This window comes from Inquilinus sp. 2KB_23, assembly GCF_052115705.1.
Classification (GTDB): Bacteria; Pseudomonadota; Alphaproteobacteria; order DSM-16000; family Inquilinaceae; genus Inquilinus; species Inquilinus ginsengisoli_A.
Genome location: NZ_JBFRHF010000020.1, coordinates 41,354 through 57,224, shown reverse-complemented (window position 1 = coordinate 57,224; position 15,871 = coordinate 41,354). Strand labels below are relative to the sequence as shown.

The following is a 15,871-nucleotide window of genomic DNA, read 5'->3' as shown; positions in this document are numbered from 1 at the left end:
CGGCGGCCAGCCTCGGGGAAACGGCGCAGTGGTCGGCCGATGTGATGGAGGCGTCGAGCTAGCGGCTGAAATCGACCGCGACGGTGTTGCCGCCGCTGACCACGACGCCGACCCGCTCGCCGGGCCGGGGGCGGTAGCGGCCTGACAGCAGGGCGGCGAAGGCGGCGGCGGCGCCGGGTTCGGCCACCACCCGCAAGCCCGACCACAGCGCCGCCTGGGCGGCGCGGATCGCGTCGTCGGTCACCAGCGCGGTCGCCTGCACATGCTGCCGCACGATCGGGAAGACCTGCTCGCCGATCCGCTTCGGCGCCAGGGAATCGGCGGCGATGCCGCCGGTCTCGGCATCGACCGGGTGCCCGGCCTCGAAGGCGCGGTGCAGGGTGGGCGACGCCTCGGGCTCGACGCCCACGACCTTGACCCGCCCGGCATACCAGGCGGCGATGCCGCCGATCAGCCCGCCGCCGCCGACCCCGACCAGCACCGTGTCCAGCTCCGGCGCCTGGGACTCGAGCTCGAGCGCCAGCGTGCCCTGGCCCAGCATGGTCTCGGCCTGGTCGAAGGCGTGGATGGACAGGGCGCCGGATTGGGCCGCCCAGGCGTCGCAGGCGGCCAGCGCGTCGGCGTAGCGGTCGCCGCCGACCACCAGATCGGCGCCGTAGCTGCGGATGCGGTCGATCTTGGCGGGCGAGGAGATGGCCGGCACGAAGATCCGGGCGGGCAGGCCCAGCGCCCGCGCGGCGAAGGCCACCGCGGCGCCGTGGTTGCCGCCGGACGCCGCAGCGACCCCGACCGCCGGCACCGGGCGGGTCAGCAGGTTGGCGAAGGCGCCGCGGGTCTTGAACGACCCGGCATGCTGCAGCAGTTCCAGCTTCACCGTGATCGCGCCGGCCTCGATGCCGAAGTCGCGGCCCTCGGCGGCGACCACCGGGGTGCGCCGGATGTGGGGGCGGATCACCGGCTCGGTGGCGGCGATCCGGCTGCGGTCGATCGGGATGATCCTGGACATCTCGTCTCCGGTGCCGCCCCTGCGGCTGATGTTCGGGTCAGGAATTCGTCGATTGGCAAACTACCAATTCCAGACGGCCGGACGCAATTCCCCTTTGCCGGCCGCCGTCCGGCGCGGGCTACAGCGTATGCACGAAATCGGCGATGCCGTTCAGGGTGATCTGGGTGCCGACGCACAGCAGCAGGAAGGCCATCAGCCGCGACAGCACGCGCGCCCGGGCATGGCCCAGGAAGGCGACGATCCGGTCGGCCGAGGAGTAGGCGACCCAGATGATGACGGCGAGCACGATCGCCGCGGCGGAGGCGCCGAGCACGAAGGGCAGGAAGGACGGCTGCCCCACCGGCAGGCTCGACCCGATGGCGATGGCGACCGAGATCGTCCCCGGTCCGGTGGTGAACGGCATGGTCAGCGGGAAGAAGGCGACGGCGTCGATGCCCTCGGCCTCCGAGGCCTGCTGCTGCTTGCGCTCCTCCTGCTGCTCCGGCGATTGCAGCAGCCGCCAGGCGCTGGCGGCGATGATGAAGCCGCCGGCGATGCGCAGGGCGGACAGGCTGATTCCGAAGAAGCTCAGCACATAGGCGCCGCCCCACAGCGCCCCGAGCATGACCAGGGTGGAGTACATCGCGATCGTCCGCGCCAGCTGGCGGCGTTCGTCATGCGACCGGTCGGCGGTGATTTGGCTGAAAATCAGCGCCGCCCCGATCGGGTTGACGATCGAGAACAGGGCCGAGAGGGTGAGCAGGAATGTCTGGATCGAACCGCCCATGCGCGTCCCCCTGATGTGGCCAGACACCCTGGCTGATCTGCGGTGCCGGCCGCAACATCGGGATCACGGCAAGAGGCTAGAGCCCGGTGATCAGCTTCCTGAGCAGGGCGTTGAGCTTTTCCTGCTCGGCGGTGGTGAGCACCGACAGCAGCCGCTCCTATCGTAAAGCCGGGTGGGTGACAGCATGCAGGGCACGCCCGATCGCCGGAGGGTCGCGAGCACGTCAAACTCGCCCGGCTGCAGCCCGGCGCTGGCGAACAGCGGGTTGAGATGGTCGCGCGTCACCCGCCCGGCGGCTTCGGACAGGCGGCCGAGCACCGCCATCGGCAGCGTGGGAGGTCCGGGCGCTCGCGGGCCCATTGCTCTGTCGCGACGTCGGCACGATCCATGAGTCTTTTCTCTCGACGTAATGTATCTTGACGATAAGACATATTGCGTCTACCAACATAGCAGCGAGACAAAAGCGCGGCTCGCAGATCAAGAGAAGGAGGGACGTGATGCCCAAGATGATTTTCGTGAACCTGCCGGTCCGCGATCTCGCCGCTTCGACCACGCTCTACCTCGCGCTCGGCGGCACGCTGAACCCGCAGTTTTCGGGCGAGCAGTCCAGTTCGATCATGTTCTCGGACGCAATCGGGGTGATGCTGCTGACCCACGCCCACTATGGCGTTTTCACCAAGCGCCCGATCGGCGACGCGCGGCGCGACAGCCAGGTCCTGCTCGCCCTGAGCGTCGACAGCCGCGACGCGGTGGATGCGACGCTGGCCCGCGCGGTGGCGGCCGGCGGTCGCGCCGATCCCAACCCGGCGCAGGACCATGGCTTCATGTTCAGCCGCAGCGTCGAGGATCCCGACGGCTATGTCTGGGAGATCATGTGGATGGATCCGGCGGCGATCGCAGGGACGCCCGAGACCGCGTGATCGGCCGAACAGAACGGGCGTCCTGATCAATCCGGGCGCCCGTCCCGCCGAGTCGATGGCCCGAGGCAGGCGGATCGAGGTCGAGTACCGGACACTGGAGCAGGAGATAACCGCGCGCGGCAGCAATGTCTGCCAGTTCGGCAGCTTCGACTACGCCTCGGACGCCGAGAATTTCGCCGCCAGGAATTTCGGCGGCAAGGGCAGCCCCTGCAGTTGCCGCTGAGGCGGCCGGCGCGTCATCGCTTCGGCGCCAGCGGCACGATCGGCGGTCTCGGGGCCGGTTGGGCCGGCGGGGAGACCTTGACCGACGGTGCGGGCGTCGCCCTCGGCGGCGGCTTGATATTCTGGAGGACCGGCTGCCGGTCGTGGGTCAGCGGCGGCGTGCCGCCGTTGACGCAGGGGGCGCCGATGGCGCCGGGGTTCACGATGCATTGCGCCTGGGCCGCCGATGCGGCGGCGAAGGCAAGGCCGGCGACCAGCGCCAGGCGGATCATGGATCTCATCATACTGACATGCACCGCGGCCGGCCGGCTTCAATGGCCATTCGACTCACCCCAGACGCATCCTCGAACGGTCTCCCCTGTGGCTTGCCAGCCGACAGCTTCAGCCCTCGGGCTGGACCGATGGAAATGTCCAGGTGCCGTCGAGGATCTCCGCACGCGGGCGGAACAGGCGCACGGTGTAGTTCCATCCCGGCGTGATCGGCAGGCAGTTCGGGGCTGTGCCGTCGCAGCCGCCGAACCGGATGGCGACCGAACCGTCCGGGCCCTTCCTGGCGTTGAGGCTGTTCACCGCATAGGCGTTGTCCGGGTTCGGCTGGAGGTAGCCCGCGCTGTTATAGACGGTCAGCGACCAGAAGCCGTCTACCGGCACGTCCCCGACCCTCAGCGCGTAGACGGTGCGGCCGTCGTTCCGGGCCGGCGTGGTCGGAAGGTAGAGCGCGTCCTTCTCAGGCGCGCCGCCCCACAGCATGGCGCTGCCGATCAGGTGCCGGACCGGGTCGACCGCGTCCGCGTCAGGACCGAACATGCGCCGCGTGTCGGACACCGTGGTTCCCAGCTGTTGCAGCGCCGCCTGAATGGTCTTGAGGCTGGCCTCGTCCCAGTGGGGAACTGCGAAGGTGCCGGGCCGGTCCTGGCCGAGCGTGACGGCATCCTGCAGGGCGTGGACCTGGCCGACATCCTGCTGGTTCGCGAAATCGACCAGGAAGCGCACCACCACGATGGCGTAGCGCGTGCCGACCGCCTCCCGGGTCAGGGTGTGGGGGCCCGGGCTGTAATAGGTGGCCCGGGTGTACTGGTCCTCGTTGACGACCTGCATCCCCATGAAGCGCCGGCCGGCATCCGGCAGCGTGATCGTCGCCGGCCCAGCGTCGAGGTCGAGGATCGCGAAGGAATACAGCGTGTCGCGGTTGGGGCGCACGATGCCCTGTTGGACCGGGGGCGCCAACTCGCGGCCATGCTTGAACCGTCCGAAGCCGCCGGCCTTCACCACCCCGGCGAAGTTCACATCGGTCTGGGCGCGGCTGTAGGTCTCGACGGTGACGGGCTGGGCCGGTGCCGCCGCCGTCTGGGCCGATGCGATGGAGCTCGCGATCAACGACATGGCCGCCAAGATCCTCATGCTGGTCAGTTTCATCGTGCTTTCCCGGGCGAAAACCCCCTTCCCGATGCGCGGCACCCTAGGCCGATCGAATATGAAGATTAACCGGCAAGATTGGTAACAAGTCTCTCAGAAATGGTATGCTCCCGGCATGGATCTGGATGCCACCCGCATGTTCGTCGCGGTGGTCCAGGCGGGCAGCCTTTCGGCAGCGGCGGCCCGTCTCGGAACCCCGCTGCCCACGCTGAGCCGTCGCATCCGCGAGCTGGAGCGGCAGCTCAAGGTGCAACTGCTGGAACGCTCGGCGCGCGGCACCCGGCTGACCGATGCCGGGGCGAGGCTGTACGAGCATGCCAGCGGCGGCATCGAGGCGCTGCTGGAGGCCGAGCAGGCGGTGGTCAGCGACCAGGCGCGGCTGAAGGGGCGCCTGCGCCTGTCGCTGCCCCAGACCTTCGAACCGTGGTGGGACCTGCTGGCCGCCTTCCAGCGCCGCTACCCCGACATCGAGGTCCACGTCTATTCGACCGAACGGCGCATGGACCTGGTCGAGGACGGCATCGACGTCGCCCTGCGGGTCGGCGCGATCGTCCACGAGGCCATGGTGGCGCGGCGCCTGCTGTCCTTCCGCAACGTCCTCGTTGCCAGCCCAACGCTGATGGAGCGGCTGGGCCTGCCGACCGGACCCGACGCGCTGCATCGCTACCCCTGCGCGGTGTGGGCGACGCGCCTCGATGTCCCGGCCCGCTGGGATCTGGGCGGGCAGGTGGTGGCGCCCCGGGCGGTGCTGTCCACCAACGACTACCACCAGCTGTGCAGCCGGGCGCTGGGCGGCGACGTCGTGACTGAGCTGCCGCCCTTTCTGGTGGCCAGGCCGATCCGAGAGGGGCGGCTGGTGCAGCTGCTGCCGCAGCACCCGCTGCCGGAATGGCCCCTCCACCTGGTCTATCCGCCCCACCGCCACCCCTCGACCATCGTCCGGACCTATCTGGACTTCTGCCAGGGCTATCTCCCGCAGATCGTCCAGGCCTGCGATATCGGCGGCGGCGGGTGAGCGGAGCGGGGCGGCGGGCCCGCCTCAGGGCTTCGTGGCCGTGTCCTGGTTCCGGAACGCCGCCTCTCCGGCGTCCGACACCTCGACCCATTTCTTGTCGGGCGCCGCGTCCGCGACGTAGCTGTCGTGCCAGTTCCACCATTTGTAGGTCGGGGTCTGGGGATAGCCTTCGGGCGAGTCCTCCCACACCTCCTGCCGGCCCAGCGGTGTGATGTCGAGGTAGTTCCAGGTGCCCCCCATCTGCTCGTCGCCGCGGTTGTTGACGAAATAGGTGCGGAACACGCGGTCGCCGTCGCGATAGAACACGTTGGTGCCGTGCCACTCGTCCACGCCGAAATCGGCGTCGAAGCTGTCGGTGACGGTGAACCACGGGATCTCCCAGCCCATCCGCGCCTTCAGCCGCGCGATATCCGCCTGGGGCGCCCGCGAGACGAACACCAGGGTGGTGTCGCGGGCGTTGAGATGGGCGAGGTGGGCGACCTGGTCGGCCACCATGGAGCAGCCCCGGCAGGCATGGTCGGGCCAGCCGAACACGCCCGGCTCGAAGAAGGCGCGGTAGACGATCAACTGGCGCCGGCCGTCGAACAGGTCGAGCAGGCTGGCCTTGCCCACAGGCCCGTCGAACGCATATGCCGTTTCCACGGCCATCCACGGCATGCGCCGGCGCTCGGCGGCCAGGGCGTCGCGGGCGCGGGTCTGGGCCTTTTCCTTCACGAGCAGCTGGTCGTGGGCCGCCTGCCACGCCTGCGGCGACACCACCGGCGGCGTGCGCATGATGGCCCGGGTGCCGTTCCGTCCGGTCTCGGTTGATGTGGTCATGGTTGCAACCTCCTGATTTGGGCGGGCTCCCGCGCCTCGCGGTCGAGGCGGGATGCCATGTCCCTGCTCATCGCTGGTTGTTGGTCGTGACATAGATTTGGGCCGGACATCGGACAGCGGGGAGTGACAAGTATGGCGTGAGTCCGTTCGCGTCATCGCTTGCGCGCCACGATGTAGGGACGGCCGTCGTTGCCCTTGGTGGCGTGGCTTTCGGGACGTGGCCGGGCCAGGCGGGCGTTGCATGCCGGCCCGGCATGGCTTTAGCTGGCCTGGATGTCACGAGCGCGGGGCGCAGGCCATGGGCCAGGGGACCCAGCCCGGGTGGATCGTCGTCCTGAACGGCGCGCCGCGGGCGGGCAAGTCGAGCATCGCTGCGGCGATCCAGGACAGCTTCGACGGCCCCTGGATGAATTTCGGGGTCGACGCCCATGTCCGGCACGTCACCCCGCCGCGCTACCGGCCCGGCATCGGGCTGCGGCCGGGCGGTGAGCGCCCGGAGCTGGAGCCCTGGGTGCCAGTGTTCTACGCCGCCTTGTACGAATCGGTCGCCGCCCATGCCCGGTTGGGGCTGAACGTCGTGGTCGACGTCGGCCACCACGACGCCCATGCGGTGCCGCGTGACACCCTGCGCGATTGCGCCCGGCGCCTCGCCGGGCTGCCGGCCCTGCTGGTCGGGGTGCGCTGCCCGGTCGAGGAGATCATGCGCCGCCGCCGGGCGGGACAGCCGGGGCGGGAAGGGGAGTATGCCACCGCCATGGCGGCGGAGCCGGTGCCGGCCCCGGTCCTGCTGTGGCAGCGCGAGGTGCACCGCCCGGGGATCTACGACCTCGAGCTCGACACCTCGCAACTGAGCCCGGAGGCCTGCGCCGCGGCGATCCGCCGGCGCCTCGACGACCCCGAACCGACCTCGGCCTTCCGCCGGCTGGCCGAGGCTGGGTAGGTGCCGGTGCTGACCGGCTGGGATTGTGGCGCGAAGATGCTTAAGCTCGGGGTTTCCGGCTGGACCGGCGGCCACGGTCGCGTGTCGTGCCCCGGCGGCATCGGCGCAAAACGCCGGGGCGGGCTGGAACAGCCACGATCCCCAAGCGTTCGCGCTGGGGGAGAGGAAAACGCCGTTCGACCCGGACTCGCACCGGGCCGTCTCGCAACGGGCTTCGTCAGATGAGGCCGATCCGGTTTTCGGGAGTGGAGACGTCACCATGCCCCAGCATCTCTGCGATATCTGCCAGGCCCGGCCCGCCACGGTCCGCGTCACCGTGCTGCAGAACGGCCAGCGCCGGCAGCTGGATGTCTGCGATTTCCATTACACCCAGCTGACCCGGCACCAGCGCTACGTCTCGCCACTGGAGGCGCTGGTCCGCGGCGGCGGGCTCGATGACGTGCTCGGCCAGGGCGGCCAGGGCAACGGCGTGCCGGCCGGGCCGCCACGCCGCGGCCCGCAACGGCCCGAGGGCGACGCGCTCAACATACAGCAGCATTTCAGCGAGACCTCGAAGGAGCTGCTGCAACGCGCGGCGGAGCGGGCGGTCAACGCCGGCAAGCGCGAGGTCGACACCGAGCACCTGCTGTATGTGCTGTCGGTCAGCGATGTGGTCCAGGCGATCCTGCGGCGCTTCAAGATCTCGCCCGACGACCTGCGCAACTACATCGACCAGAATGCGCCGCGCGGCGACCCCGGCACCATCGGGCCGCGCACCGAGGTCGGGGTGTCGCCGCGGGTGAAGAGCGCGCTGGACCATGCCTTCCTGATCTCGCGTGAGCTCGGCCACAACTATGTCGGGCCGGAGCACCTGCTGCTCGGCCTCGCCGCAGTGCCGGAGAGCTTCGCCGGCAACCTGCTGAGCAAATACGGGCTGACGCTGCAGGCGCTGCGGCAGCAGACCGTGCGCACGGTCGGGTCGGGGGCGGAGGAGGGGCCGGTCGAGGTGCCGTCCAACACGCCCCAGGTCGACAAGTACAGCCGCGACCTGACCAGGCTGGCGCGCGAGGGCAAGCTCGACCCCGTGATCGGCCGGTCGCGCGAGGTCGAGACCACGATCGAGATCCTGGCCCGGCGCAAGAAGAACAACCCGGTGCTGATCGGCGAGCCCGGCGTCGGCAAGACCGCCATCGTCGAGGGGCTGGCCCAACGCATCGTCAACGGCGAGGTGCCGGACACGCTGCGCGACAAACGGCTGGTCGAGCTGAACGTCAACAGCCTGGTCGCCGGCTCGAAGTTCCGCGGCGAGTTCGAGGAGCGGGTCAAGCAGGTGATGGACGAGATTGCCGAGCACCGCGACGAGCTGCTGCTGTTCATCGACGAGGTCCACACCATCGTCGGCGCCGGCCAGGGCGGCGGCGAGGGCGGGTTGGACGTCGCCAATGTGTTCAAGCCGGCGATGGCGCGCGGCGAGATGAACCTGATCGGCGCCACCACGCTGAACGAGTACCAGAAGTACATCGAGAAGGACGCGGCTCTGGAACGCCGGTTCCAGCCTGTGCTGGTGGCCGAGCCGACGGTGGAGCAGACCATCGCCATCCTGCGCGGGTTGCGCGACCGGATGGAGGGCCACCACAAGGTCACCATCCAGGACGAGGCCTTCGTGGCGGCGGCGGAGCTGTCGGACCGCTACGTCTCCGGCCGCTTCCTGCCGGACAAGGCGATCGACCTGATCGACCAGGCAGCGGCGCGCGTCCACCTGTCCACCACCTCGCGCCCGGCCGAGATCCAGGAGCTGGAATCGGAGGTCGCGCAGCTGAAGCGCGAGCAGGCCTACGCCACCTCGCGCAAGCAGTACGAGCGCACCAAGGCGTTCGAGGAGCAGGTGGCCGAGAAGGAGAAGACGCTGGCCGACCTGACCGACGAGTGGAAGCGCCGCATCGGGTCGAGCACCGCCGAGGTCACGGTCGAGCACATCGCCGAGATCGTGTCGAAGCTGACCGGCATCCCGGTCACCGAGCTGACGGCGGAGGAGAAGGCCAAGCTGCTGCAGATGGAGGAGCGGCTGCACCAGCGCGTGATCGGCCAGGAGGAGGCGATCCGCGCGGTCAGCGACGCGGTGCGGCTGGCCCGGGCCGGGCTGCAGCAGGGGCATCGCCCGATCGCCAACTTCCTGTTCCTGGGCCCGACTGGCGTGGGCAAAACCGAGCTGGCCAAGGCCCTGGCCGAGGTGGTGTTCGGCGACGAGGACGCGATCATCCGCATCGACATGAGCGAGTATATGGAGCGCCACGCCGTGTCCCGGCTGATCGGCGCCCCGCCCGGCTATGTCGGCTACGACGAGGGCGGACAGCTGACCGAGCGGGTGCGCCGCCGGCCCTACAGCGTGATCCTGCTCGACGAGATCGAGAAGGCGCATGCCGACGTCTACAACGTGCTGCTGCAGGTGTTCGACGACGGCCGCCTGACCGACGGCAAGGGCCGGGTGGTCGATTTCAGCAGCACCCTGATCATCGCCACCTCGAACCTCGCCTCCGACATCATCATGGGCCGGCAGAGCTCGATCGGCTTCAACGCCACCGCCAACGGCATCAAGGGCGACGTGATGACCGTGCTGCGCCAGCATTTCCGGCCGGAGTTCCTGAACCGGATCGACGAGATCATCATCTTCCACGGCCTGACCGGCGAGCAGATCAAGGCGATCGTCCGGCTGCAGCTGGCCCGCCTGGTCAAGACGGCCCGCGGCCAGGACATCGAGCTGGCGGTGGACGACAGCCTGGTCGACCACCTCGCGGCCGAGGGCTACCAGCCGGAATACGGCGCCCGCGAGCTGCGGCGGCAGATCCGGCAGCTGCTGGAGACCCGGCTGGCCAAGGCGATGCTGAACGGCGAGGTCAAGGAGGGTGACCGCGTCACCTTCCGCTACGACAAGGGCGAGGTCGCCTTCAAGGTCGAGACGCCGAAGCCGGCCAAACCGGCCGGAGCGAAGCCGGCCAAGCCCGCCAAGGCAAAGGCCGCTAAGCCGGCAAAGACTGTGAAGGCCGCCGGGAACGGCAAGGCGGCCCCGGCCAAGCGCGTCCCGGCCGCGAAGCCGGCCAAGGCCGCCAAGGCACCGGCGGCCGGCAGGAAACCGGCGAAGGGCAGCCCCCCGGCCCGCAGCCGCGGCTGAAACCGGGGCATCTGCCCAGCTTTTGGGCAGGCGCGGGCCCCGCAACCCTCCGGGCCCGCGCCTGACTCAACCGACGCATGCGTCGGGCCGGCCCTCGATCGCAACTTCCCGCTGGCACTTGCGCGCCCAGCCGCCGATAACAGCGGCTCGATTTGGTCCGAGGATTGGATATGATCGCGCGCGTCATTGCCGTCGAGCCGTTCGACATCGTCGTGTTCGGGGCGACGGGAGACCTGTCCCAGCGGAAGCTGCTGCCCGCGCTCTATGAGCGCGACAAGGCCGGGCAGGTGCCGCCGGAGGCCCGGATCATCGGCACGTCCCGCCGGCCGCTGTCCGACGACGAGTTCCGGGACTTTGCCCGCAAGGCGATCCTCGAGCACATCCCGACGGCGGAGCAGAGCGGCACGGTGCTGGACGATTTCCTGGCCCGCCTGTCCTACGTCCCGGTCGATGCCAACGCCAAGAAGGGCTGGGCCGACCTCGGCAAGGCGCTGAAGGACGGTGCCGAGCGCATCCGCATCTTCTACCTCGCGACTTCGCCGGACCTGTTCGGAGAGATCTGCGGCCAGCTTGGCCAGCACGGGCTGGTGACCGAGCGGTCGCGGGTGGTGGTCGAGAAGCCGATCGGCAAGGATCTCGAATCCGCCCGCGAGCTGAACGACGCGATCGGCCGCGTCTTCCCCGAGGAATCGACCTACCGGATCGACCACTATCTCGGCAAGGAGACGGTGCAGAACCTGATGGCGCTGCGCTTCGCCAACGCCCTGTTCGAGCCGCTGTGGAATTCCTCGCACATCGACCATGTCCAGATCACCGTGGCCGAGAGCCTCGGGGTCGAGGGCCGTGCCGGCTATTACGACGGCGCCGGCGCGCTGCGCGACATGGTGCAGAACCACATCCTGCAGCTGCTCTGCCTGGTCGCGATGGAGCCGCCGACCTCGATGGAGGCCGCGTCGCTGAGCGACGAGAAGCTGAAGGTGCTGAAGTCGCTGAAGCCGATCACGGACGGCATGGTGAACACCGCCACGGTGCGCGGCCAGTACCGGGCCGGCGCCTCCTCTGGCGGCGCGGTGCCGGGCTATCTCGATGAGCTGGGCAACACCACCAGCCATACCGAGACCTTCGTCGCCCTGAAGGCCGAGATCGAGAACTGGCGCTGGGCCAACGTTCCGTTCTACCTGCGCACCGGCAAGCGCCTGGCGGCGCGGATGTCGGAGATCGTGGTCACCTTCCGCGCCATCCCGCATTCGGTGTTCGACGGGTCGGCCGGACCGATCTCGCAGAACCACCTGGTGATCCGGCTGCAGCCCGACGAAGGCGTCAAGCTGTGGCTGATGATCAAGGATCCGGGGCCGGGCGGCATGCGGCTGCAGCATGTGCCGCTCGACATGAGCTTCGCCGAGGCCTTCAACGTGCGCAATCCGGACGCCTATGAGCGGCTGGTGATGGATGTCGTCCGCGGCAACCAGAGCCTGTTCATGCGCCGCGACGTGGTCGAGCAGGCCTGGGCCTGGGCAGACCCGATCATCGAGGCGTGGAAGGCCTCCAAGGAGCCGCCGAAGCCCTACACCGCCGGCACCTGGGGCCCCTCCGCCGCGATCGCGCTGATCGAGCGCGACGGCCGCACCTGGCACGAGGACGAGGACTAAGGGGGCTAGCATGTCGATCGCGCGCCACGACTTCCCGACCGCCGAGGCGCTGGCATCCGGCCTCGCCGACCACATCGCGGCAGTGTTGACCGTGCGGCTCGCCCAGGGCGGGCGGGCGGCGCTGGCGGTGTCCGGCGGGCGCACCCCGACCCGGATGTTCGAGGCGTTGTCGGGCAAGCCGCTCGACTGGGCCCGGGTCGACATCACCCTGGTCGACGAGCGCTGGGTGGGCGAGGAGTCCGACCGCTCCAACGCCGCGCTGGTCCGCAAGCACCTGCTGCAGGGCCCGGCGGCGGCCGCGACCTTCGTGCCGCTGCATGTCGATGCGCCGACGCCCGAGGACGGGATGGCGCAGGTGACCGCCAGCATCGCCGCCCTGCCGCTGCCCTTCGCCGTGGTGGTGCTGGGCATGGGCGATGACGGCCACACCGCCTCCTTCTTCCCCGGCGGCGACCGGCTGGCCCAGGCCTTGGCCCCGGCGGCCGGACAACTGCTCGAAACCATGCGCGCCCCCGCCGCCGGCGAGCCGCGCATCACCTTGACGCTGCCGGTGCTGCTGGCGGCGGACGCCCTGTGCCTCCATATCGAAGGGGCGGGCAAGCAGCGCGTGCTCGAGGCGGCGCTGGTCGCCGGCCCGGCCGAGGCGATGCCGATCCGCGCCGTGCTGACCCGGTCGGTGCGGCCGGTCGAGATCTTCTGGTGCCCGTGACCATCGGCTTCAGAAGCTGATAGTCAACTATAAGAATCTGCCATAACATATTGATCGTTATGAGATCGGGCTGAACATCCTTCGCTTGGCCCGGTCCGGTGGCGAGACCGTCCAGCCAAGGAGCCAGCCTGATGGTGCAAGCCCGCATAGCCGAGGTCACCGAACGGATCGCGCGGCGCAGCCACGATGCCCGCTCGGCCTATCTCGACCGGATCGCCGCAGCCGCCGAGGCCGGCCCCACCCGCCGGCGGCTGGGCTGCGCCAACTTCGCCCATGGCTTCGCCGCCTGCGGCGTCGACAAGGGCGCGCTGCGCGAGGGCGAGGGCCCCAACCTCGGCATCGTCACCGCCTACAACGACATGCTGTCGGCGCATCAGCCCTTCGAGCGCTATCCCGAGCTGATCCGCGAGGCGGCGCGGGCCGTCGGCGGCACGGCGCAGGTGGCGGGCGGCGTGCCGGCGATGTGCGACGGCGTCACCCAGGGCGAGGCGGGGATGGAGCTGTCGCTGTTCTCGCGCGACGTCATCGCCCTGTCGACCGCGGTCGCCCTGTCGCACCAGATGTTCGACGCCGCCGTGTTCCTCGGCGTCTGCGACAAGATCGTGCCGGGGCTGGTGATCGGCGCCCTGTCCTTCGGCCACCTGCCGGCGGTGTTCATCCCGGCCGGGCCGATGCCGTCCGGCCTGCCGAACGACGACAAGGCCAAGGCCCGCCAGCTCTATGCCGAGGGCAAGGTCGGCCGCGACGCGCTGCTGGAGGCCGAGGCCCAGTCCTATCACGGGCCGGGCACCTGCACCTTCTACGGCACCGCCAACACCAACCAGATGTTGATGGAGATCATGGGCCTGCATCTGCCGGGCTCGTCCTTCGTCAACCCCAACACGCCGTTGCGCGACGCCCTGACCATCGAGGCCGCCAAGCGGGCGCTGGCGATCACCGCGCTGGGCAACGAGTTCATCCCGATCGGCCGGCTGATGGACGAGCGCGCCGTGGTCAACGGCGTGGTCGGGCTGCACGCCACCGGCGGGTCGACCAACCACACCATCCATCTGATCGCCATGGCGGCGGCGGCCGGCATCGCCCTGACCTGGGACGATTTCGCCGACCTCGCCGAGATCACGCCGCTGCTGTGCCGCGTCTATCCCAACGGCAAGGCCGACGTGAACCACTTCCACGCCGCCGGCGGCACCGGCTTCCTGATCCGCGAGCTGATCGGCGCCGGCCTGCTGCACGACGACGTCGCCACCATCCTCGGCGGCGGGCTGGACCGCTACACCGTCGAGCCGGGCCTGGACGTCGACGGGGCGGTGGTGTGGCGCGACGCGGCGGCGACCAGCGGCGACACCGCGGTGCTGCGCGGCGCGGCCGAGCCGTTCCAGGCCACCGGCGGCCTGCGCGTGCTGGACGGCGATCTCGGCCGCGCGGTGATCAAGACCTCGGCGGTGGCGCCGGAGCGCCATGTGATCGAGGCGCCGGCGAAGATCTTCCATTCGCAAGAGGAGCTGCAGGCGGCGTTCAAGGCCGGCGCGCTGGACCAGGACTTCATCGCGGTGGTGCGGTTCCAGGGCCCCAAGGCCAACGGCATGCCGGAGCTGCACAAGCTGATGCCGCCGCTCGGCGCGCTGCAGGACCGCGGCCGCAAGGTGGCGCTGGTCACCGACGGCCGCCTGTCCGGCGCCTCGGGCAAGGTGCCGGCGGCGATCCATGTCACGCCCGAGGCCTCGGTCGGCGGGCCGATCGCCAAGCTGCGCGACGGCGACATCCTGCGCCTCGACGCGGTCACCGGGCGGCTGGAAATCCGCGACATCGACGCCGAGGAATGGGCCGCGCGGGAAGACGCAACGGCCGATCTCGCCCCGTCGCATGTCGGGGTGGGACGTGAGTTGTTCGCCGCCTTCCGCAACGCTGCCGGACGGGCGGATGCGGGTGCTTCGATCTTCTGAGGCCGAGGAGCCCGAACAGAATCGTCATCCCCGCGAAAGCGGGAATGACGATGAGAAGGGAATGCTCGGCGTCACACGATCCCGAGCATATGAATCAGGCCGAAGCTGATGGCGCCGAGCACCAGCAGCGAGAGGGTAACCGCGGCGGTCACGCGCGGGCCGGCCTTGGCCACGCTGCGCAGATCGGTGCTGAGGCCGAGCGCCGCCATCGACAGCACGGTCAGCCAGGTGGCCACCGCCGCGGTGGGGGCGAGCGCCACCTGCGGGATCAGCCCGAACGAGCGCAGCACCGCGAGCAGCAGGAAGCCGTCGATGAACCAGGGCACCAGCTTGTGCCACGGCATCCGGCCCGTGCTGCGCACGGCTGCGCCGTCGGTCCGCCTCCGGGTCACCAGCGTCAGGCCCAGGATCACCGGCCCGAGCATCAGCACGCGCATCAGCTTGACCAGGGTGCCGAGCTGCACTGCGATCGCGCCGATCGGCGCCGTGGCCGCGAGCACCTGGGGCACGGCGTAGACGGTCAGCCCGGCCAGCACGCCGTACTGCACCCCGCTCATATGCAGCAGCGCCGGCAGGAAGGGCAGGCCCAGCACCACCAGCACGCCGAGCACGGCGGTGAAGGCGATCGACGCCGCCACCTCTTCGCCATCCGCCCCGATCACCGGCGCCACCGCGGCGATCGCGGAATTGCCGCAGATCGAGTTGCCGCAGGCGACCAGCACCGCCATGCGGTGGGGCAGGCCGAGGCCGCGCCCCAGCCCGTAGCTGGCGGCGATGGCCACCAGGACCACGGCGGCGATGCCGACCAGCAGGGCCGGGCCGGCGGTCACCACCGCGCCGATGCTCACCGAGGCACCGAGCAGCACCACCGCGATCTCCAGCAGCGTCTTGGCGCTGAAGCCGATCCCGGCGCGCCAACGCTGGTTCGGGGTCCAGACCGTGCGCACCACGGTGCCGACCAGGATCGCCAGGACCAGAGCTTCCAGCCAGGCGTGGCCGAAGATGCCGGCCTCCAGCCGCTCCAGCAGGACCGCGACGATGGTGACCGCGCCGCACAGGACGAGACCCGGGGCCAGCCGGGCGATGGTGCCCGGGACAGACCCGGCGGCCGCCGTCAAACGGTGCGCCATGGGGAGGGTGGCTGGCAGCTGGGGCCGGAATGGGTCGACGATCGCCATGGCAGACTCGGATTTCTAAGGTGCCTGCAAGATGATCTGCGCCGATCAATCAATCCAACGCATTCAATTTCTCAAATCGATCGACTTTGTCGATTGGTCTGTACTTTATGCCCTCCCCCGGAGGTCCGCTTGACCGATGT

14 protein-coding genes are annotated in these 15,871 nt (G+C 69.9%); 8 read left to right on the top strand and 6 right to left on the bottom strand.

Annotation, left to right across the window (positions count from 1 at the left end; translation table 11 throughout):
• Positions 1-58 precede the first annotated feature (58 nt).
• Positions 59-1,006, bottom strand: coding sequence for a threonine/serine dehydratase (locus AB4112_RS23875; RefSeq protein WP_309792307.1), 948 nt, complete (start codon positions 1,004-1,006; stop codon positions 59-61).
• Between the two features lie 118 nt (positions 1,007-1,124).
• Positions 1,125-1,772 carry a MarC family NAAT transporter gene (locus AB4112_RS23870; protein WP_309792306.1) on the bottom strand — a complete coding sequence of 216 codons (648 nt, stop codon included), beginning with the start codon at positions 1,770-1,772 and terminating at the stop codon, positions 1,125-1,127.
• A gap of 497 nt (positions 1,773-2,269) precedes the next feature.
• Here AB4112_RS23870 and AB4112_RS23865 point away from each other — a divergent pair, with 497 nt between their 5' ends.
• Together AB4112_RS23865 and AB4112_RS23860 are read left to right on the top strand one after the other, a co-directional pair.
• Positions 2,270-2,692, top strand: a complete 423-nt coding sequence (locus tag AB4112_RS23865) for a VOC family protein (RefSeq protein ID WP_309792305.1) — start codon at positions 2,270-2,272, stop codon at positions 2,690-2,692.
• A 55-nt stretch (positions 2,693-2,747) separates the two neighbouring features.
• The gene (locus AB4112_RS23860; RefSeq protein ID WP_309792304.1) at positions 2,748-2,915 is read left to right on the top strand and encodes a hypothetical protein; all 168 of its coding nucleotides are present in this window, start codon (positions 2,748-2,750) and stop codon (positions 2,913-2,915) included.
• 13 nt (positions 2,916-2,928) lie between these two features.
• On the opposite strand, the gene AB4112_RS23855 is transcribed toward AB4112_RS23860, so the two are convergent.
• Both AB4112_RS23855 and AB4112_RS23850 read right to left on the bottom strand, forming a co-directional pair.
• Entirely contained in the window at positions 2,929-3,186 is a 258-nt protein-coding gene (locus tag AB4112_RS23855; protein ID WP_309792303.1) for a hypothetical protein, read from the bottom strand.
• 109 nt (positions 3,187-3,295) lie between these two features.
• Positions 3,296-4,297, bottom strand: a complete 1,002-nt coding sequence (locus AB4112_RS23850; RefSeq protein ID WP_309792302.1) for a DUF1254 domain-containing protein — start codon at positions 4,295-4,297, stop codon at positions 3,296-3,298.
• A 148-nt stretch (positions 4,298-4,445) separates the two neighbouring features.
• Between AB4112_RS23850 and AB4112_RS23845 the strand changes: the two genes are divergently transcribed.
• Positions 4,446-5,345, top strand: coding sequence for a LysR family transcriptional regulator (locus tag AB4112_RS23845; protein WP_309792301.1), 900 nt, complete (start codon positions 4,446-4,448; stop codon positions 5,343-5,345).
• Between the two features lie 24 nt (positions 5,346-5,369).
• Here AB4112_RS23845 and AB4112_RS23840 read toward each other — a convergent pair whose 3' ends face one another.
• Positions 5,370-6,164 carry a DUF899 domain-containing protein gene (locus tag AB4112_RS23840; RefSeq protein ID WP_441723425.1) on the bottom strand — a complete coding sequence of 265 codons (795 nt, stop codon included), beginning with the start codon at positions 6,162-6,164 and terminating at the stop codon, positions 5,370-5,372.
• Between the two features lie 298 nt (positions 6,165-6,462).
• On the opposite strand from AB4112_RS23840, the gene AB4112_RS23835 reads away from it, so the two are divergent.
• The 5 genes from AB4112_RS23835 (at position 6,463) to edd (ending at position 14,553) form a co-directional block, all read left to right on the top strand.
• Entirely contained in the window at positions 6,463-7,104 is a 642-nt protein-coding gene (locus AB4112_RS23835) for a chloramphenicol phosphotransferase CPT family protein (protein ID WP_309792298.1), read from the top strand.
• Between the two features lie 259 nt (positions 7,105-7,363).
• The gene (locus AB4112_RS23830; protein WP_441723423.1) at positions 7,364-10,252 is read left to right on the top strand and encodes an AAA family ATPase; all 2,889 of its coding nucleotides are present in this window, start codon (positions 7,364-7,366) and stop codon (positions 10,250-10,252) included.
• 170 nt (positions 10,253-10,422) lie between these two features.
• On the top strand, positions 10,423-11,901 hold the full coding sequence (gene zwf / locus AB4112_RS23825; RefSeq protein WP_309792296.1) for a glucose-6-phosphate dehydrogenase: 1,479 nt from the start codon (positions 10,423-10,425) through the stop codon (positions 11,899-11,901).
• 10 nt (positions 11,902-11,911) lie between these two features.
• Positions 11,912-12,610, top strand: coding sequence for a 6-phosphogluconolactonase (gene pgl / locus AB4112_RS23820; protein ID WP_309792295.1), 699 nt, complete (start codon positions 11,912-11,914; stop codon positions 12,608-12,610).
• A gap of 131 nt (positions 12,611-12,741) precedes the next feature.
• Positions 12,742-14,553 carry a phosphogluconate dehydratase gene (edd, locus tag AB4112_RS23815; RefSeq protein ID WP_309792294.1) on the top strand — a complete coding sequence of 604 codons (1,812 nt, stop codon included), beginning with the start codon at positions 12,742-12,744 and terminating at the stop codon, positions 14,551-14,553.
• Between the two features lie 71 nt (positions 14,554-14,624).
• Here edd and AB4112_RS23810 read toward each other — a convergent pair whose 3' ends face one another.
• Positions 14,625-15,731: a YeiH family protein gene (locus AB4112_RS23810; protein WP_441723420.1), complete on the bottom strand. Its 1,107-nt coding sequence runs from the start codon at positions 15,729-15,731 to the stop codon at positions 14,625-14,627.
• Between the last annotated feature and the right edge of the window lie 140 nt (positions 15,732-15,871).

Excerpts from the sequence above, each read along its gene's own strand:
- AB4112_RS23875 (WP_309792307.1), bottom strand. The coding sequence starts at position 1,006 with ATGTCCAGGATCATCCCGATCGACCGCAGCCGGATCGCCGCCACCGAG.
- AB4112_RS23870 (WP_309792306.1), bottom strand. The coding sequence starts at position 1,772 with ATGGGCGGTTCGATCCAGACATTCCTGCTCACCCTCTCGGCCCTGTTC.
- AB4112_RS23865 (WP_309792305.1), top strand. The coding sequence starts at position 2,270 with ATGCCCAAGATGATTTTCGTGAACCTGCCGGTCCGCGATCTCGCCGCT.
- AB4112_RS23860 (WP_309792304.1), top strand. The coding sequence starts at position 2,748 with ATGGCCCGAGGCAGGCGGATCGAGGTCGAGTACCGGACACTGGAGCAG.
- AB4112_RS23855 (WP_309792303.1), bottom strand. The coding sequence starts at position 3,186 with ATGATCCGCCTGGCGCTGGTCGCCGGCCTTGCCTTCGCCGCCGCATCG.
- AB4112_RS23850 (WP_309792302.1), bottom strand. The coding sequence starts at position 4,297 with ATGTCGTTGATCGCGAGCTCCATCGCATCGGCCCAGACGGCGGCGGCA.
- AB4112_RS23845 (WP_309792301.1), top strand. The coding sequence starts at position 4,446 with ATGGATCTGGATGCCACCCGCATGTTCGTCGCGGTGGTCCAGGCGGGC.
- AB4112_RS23840 (WP_441723425.1), bottom strand. The coding sequence starts at position 6,164 with ATGACCACATCAACCGAGACCGGACGGAACGGCACCCGGGCCATCATG.
- AB4112_RS23835 (WP_309792298.1), top strand. The coding sequence starts at position 6,463 with ATGGGCCAGGGGACCCAGCCCGGGTGGATCGTCGTCCTGAACGGCGCG.
- AB4112_RS23830 (WP_441723423.1), top strand. The coding sequence starts at position 7,364 with ATGCCCCAGCATCTCTGCGATATCTGCCAGGCCCGGCCCGCCACGGTC.
- zwf (WP_309792296.1), top strand. The coding sequence starts at position 10,423 with ATGATCGCGCGCGTCATTGCCGTCGAGCCGTTCGACATCGTCGTGTTC.
- pgl (WP_309792295.1), top strand. The coding sequence starts at position 11,912 with ATGTCGATCGCGCGCCACGACTTCCCGACCGCCGAGGCGCTGGCATCC.
- edd (WP_309792294.1), top strand. The coding sequence starts at position 12,742 with ATGGTGCAAGCCCGCATAGCCGAGGTCACCGAACGGATCGCGCGGCGC.
- AB4112_RS23810 (WP_441723420.1), bottom strand. The coding sequence starts at position 15,731 with ATGGCGATCGTCGACCCATTCCGGCCCCAGCTGCCAGCCACCCTCCCC.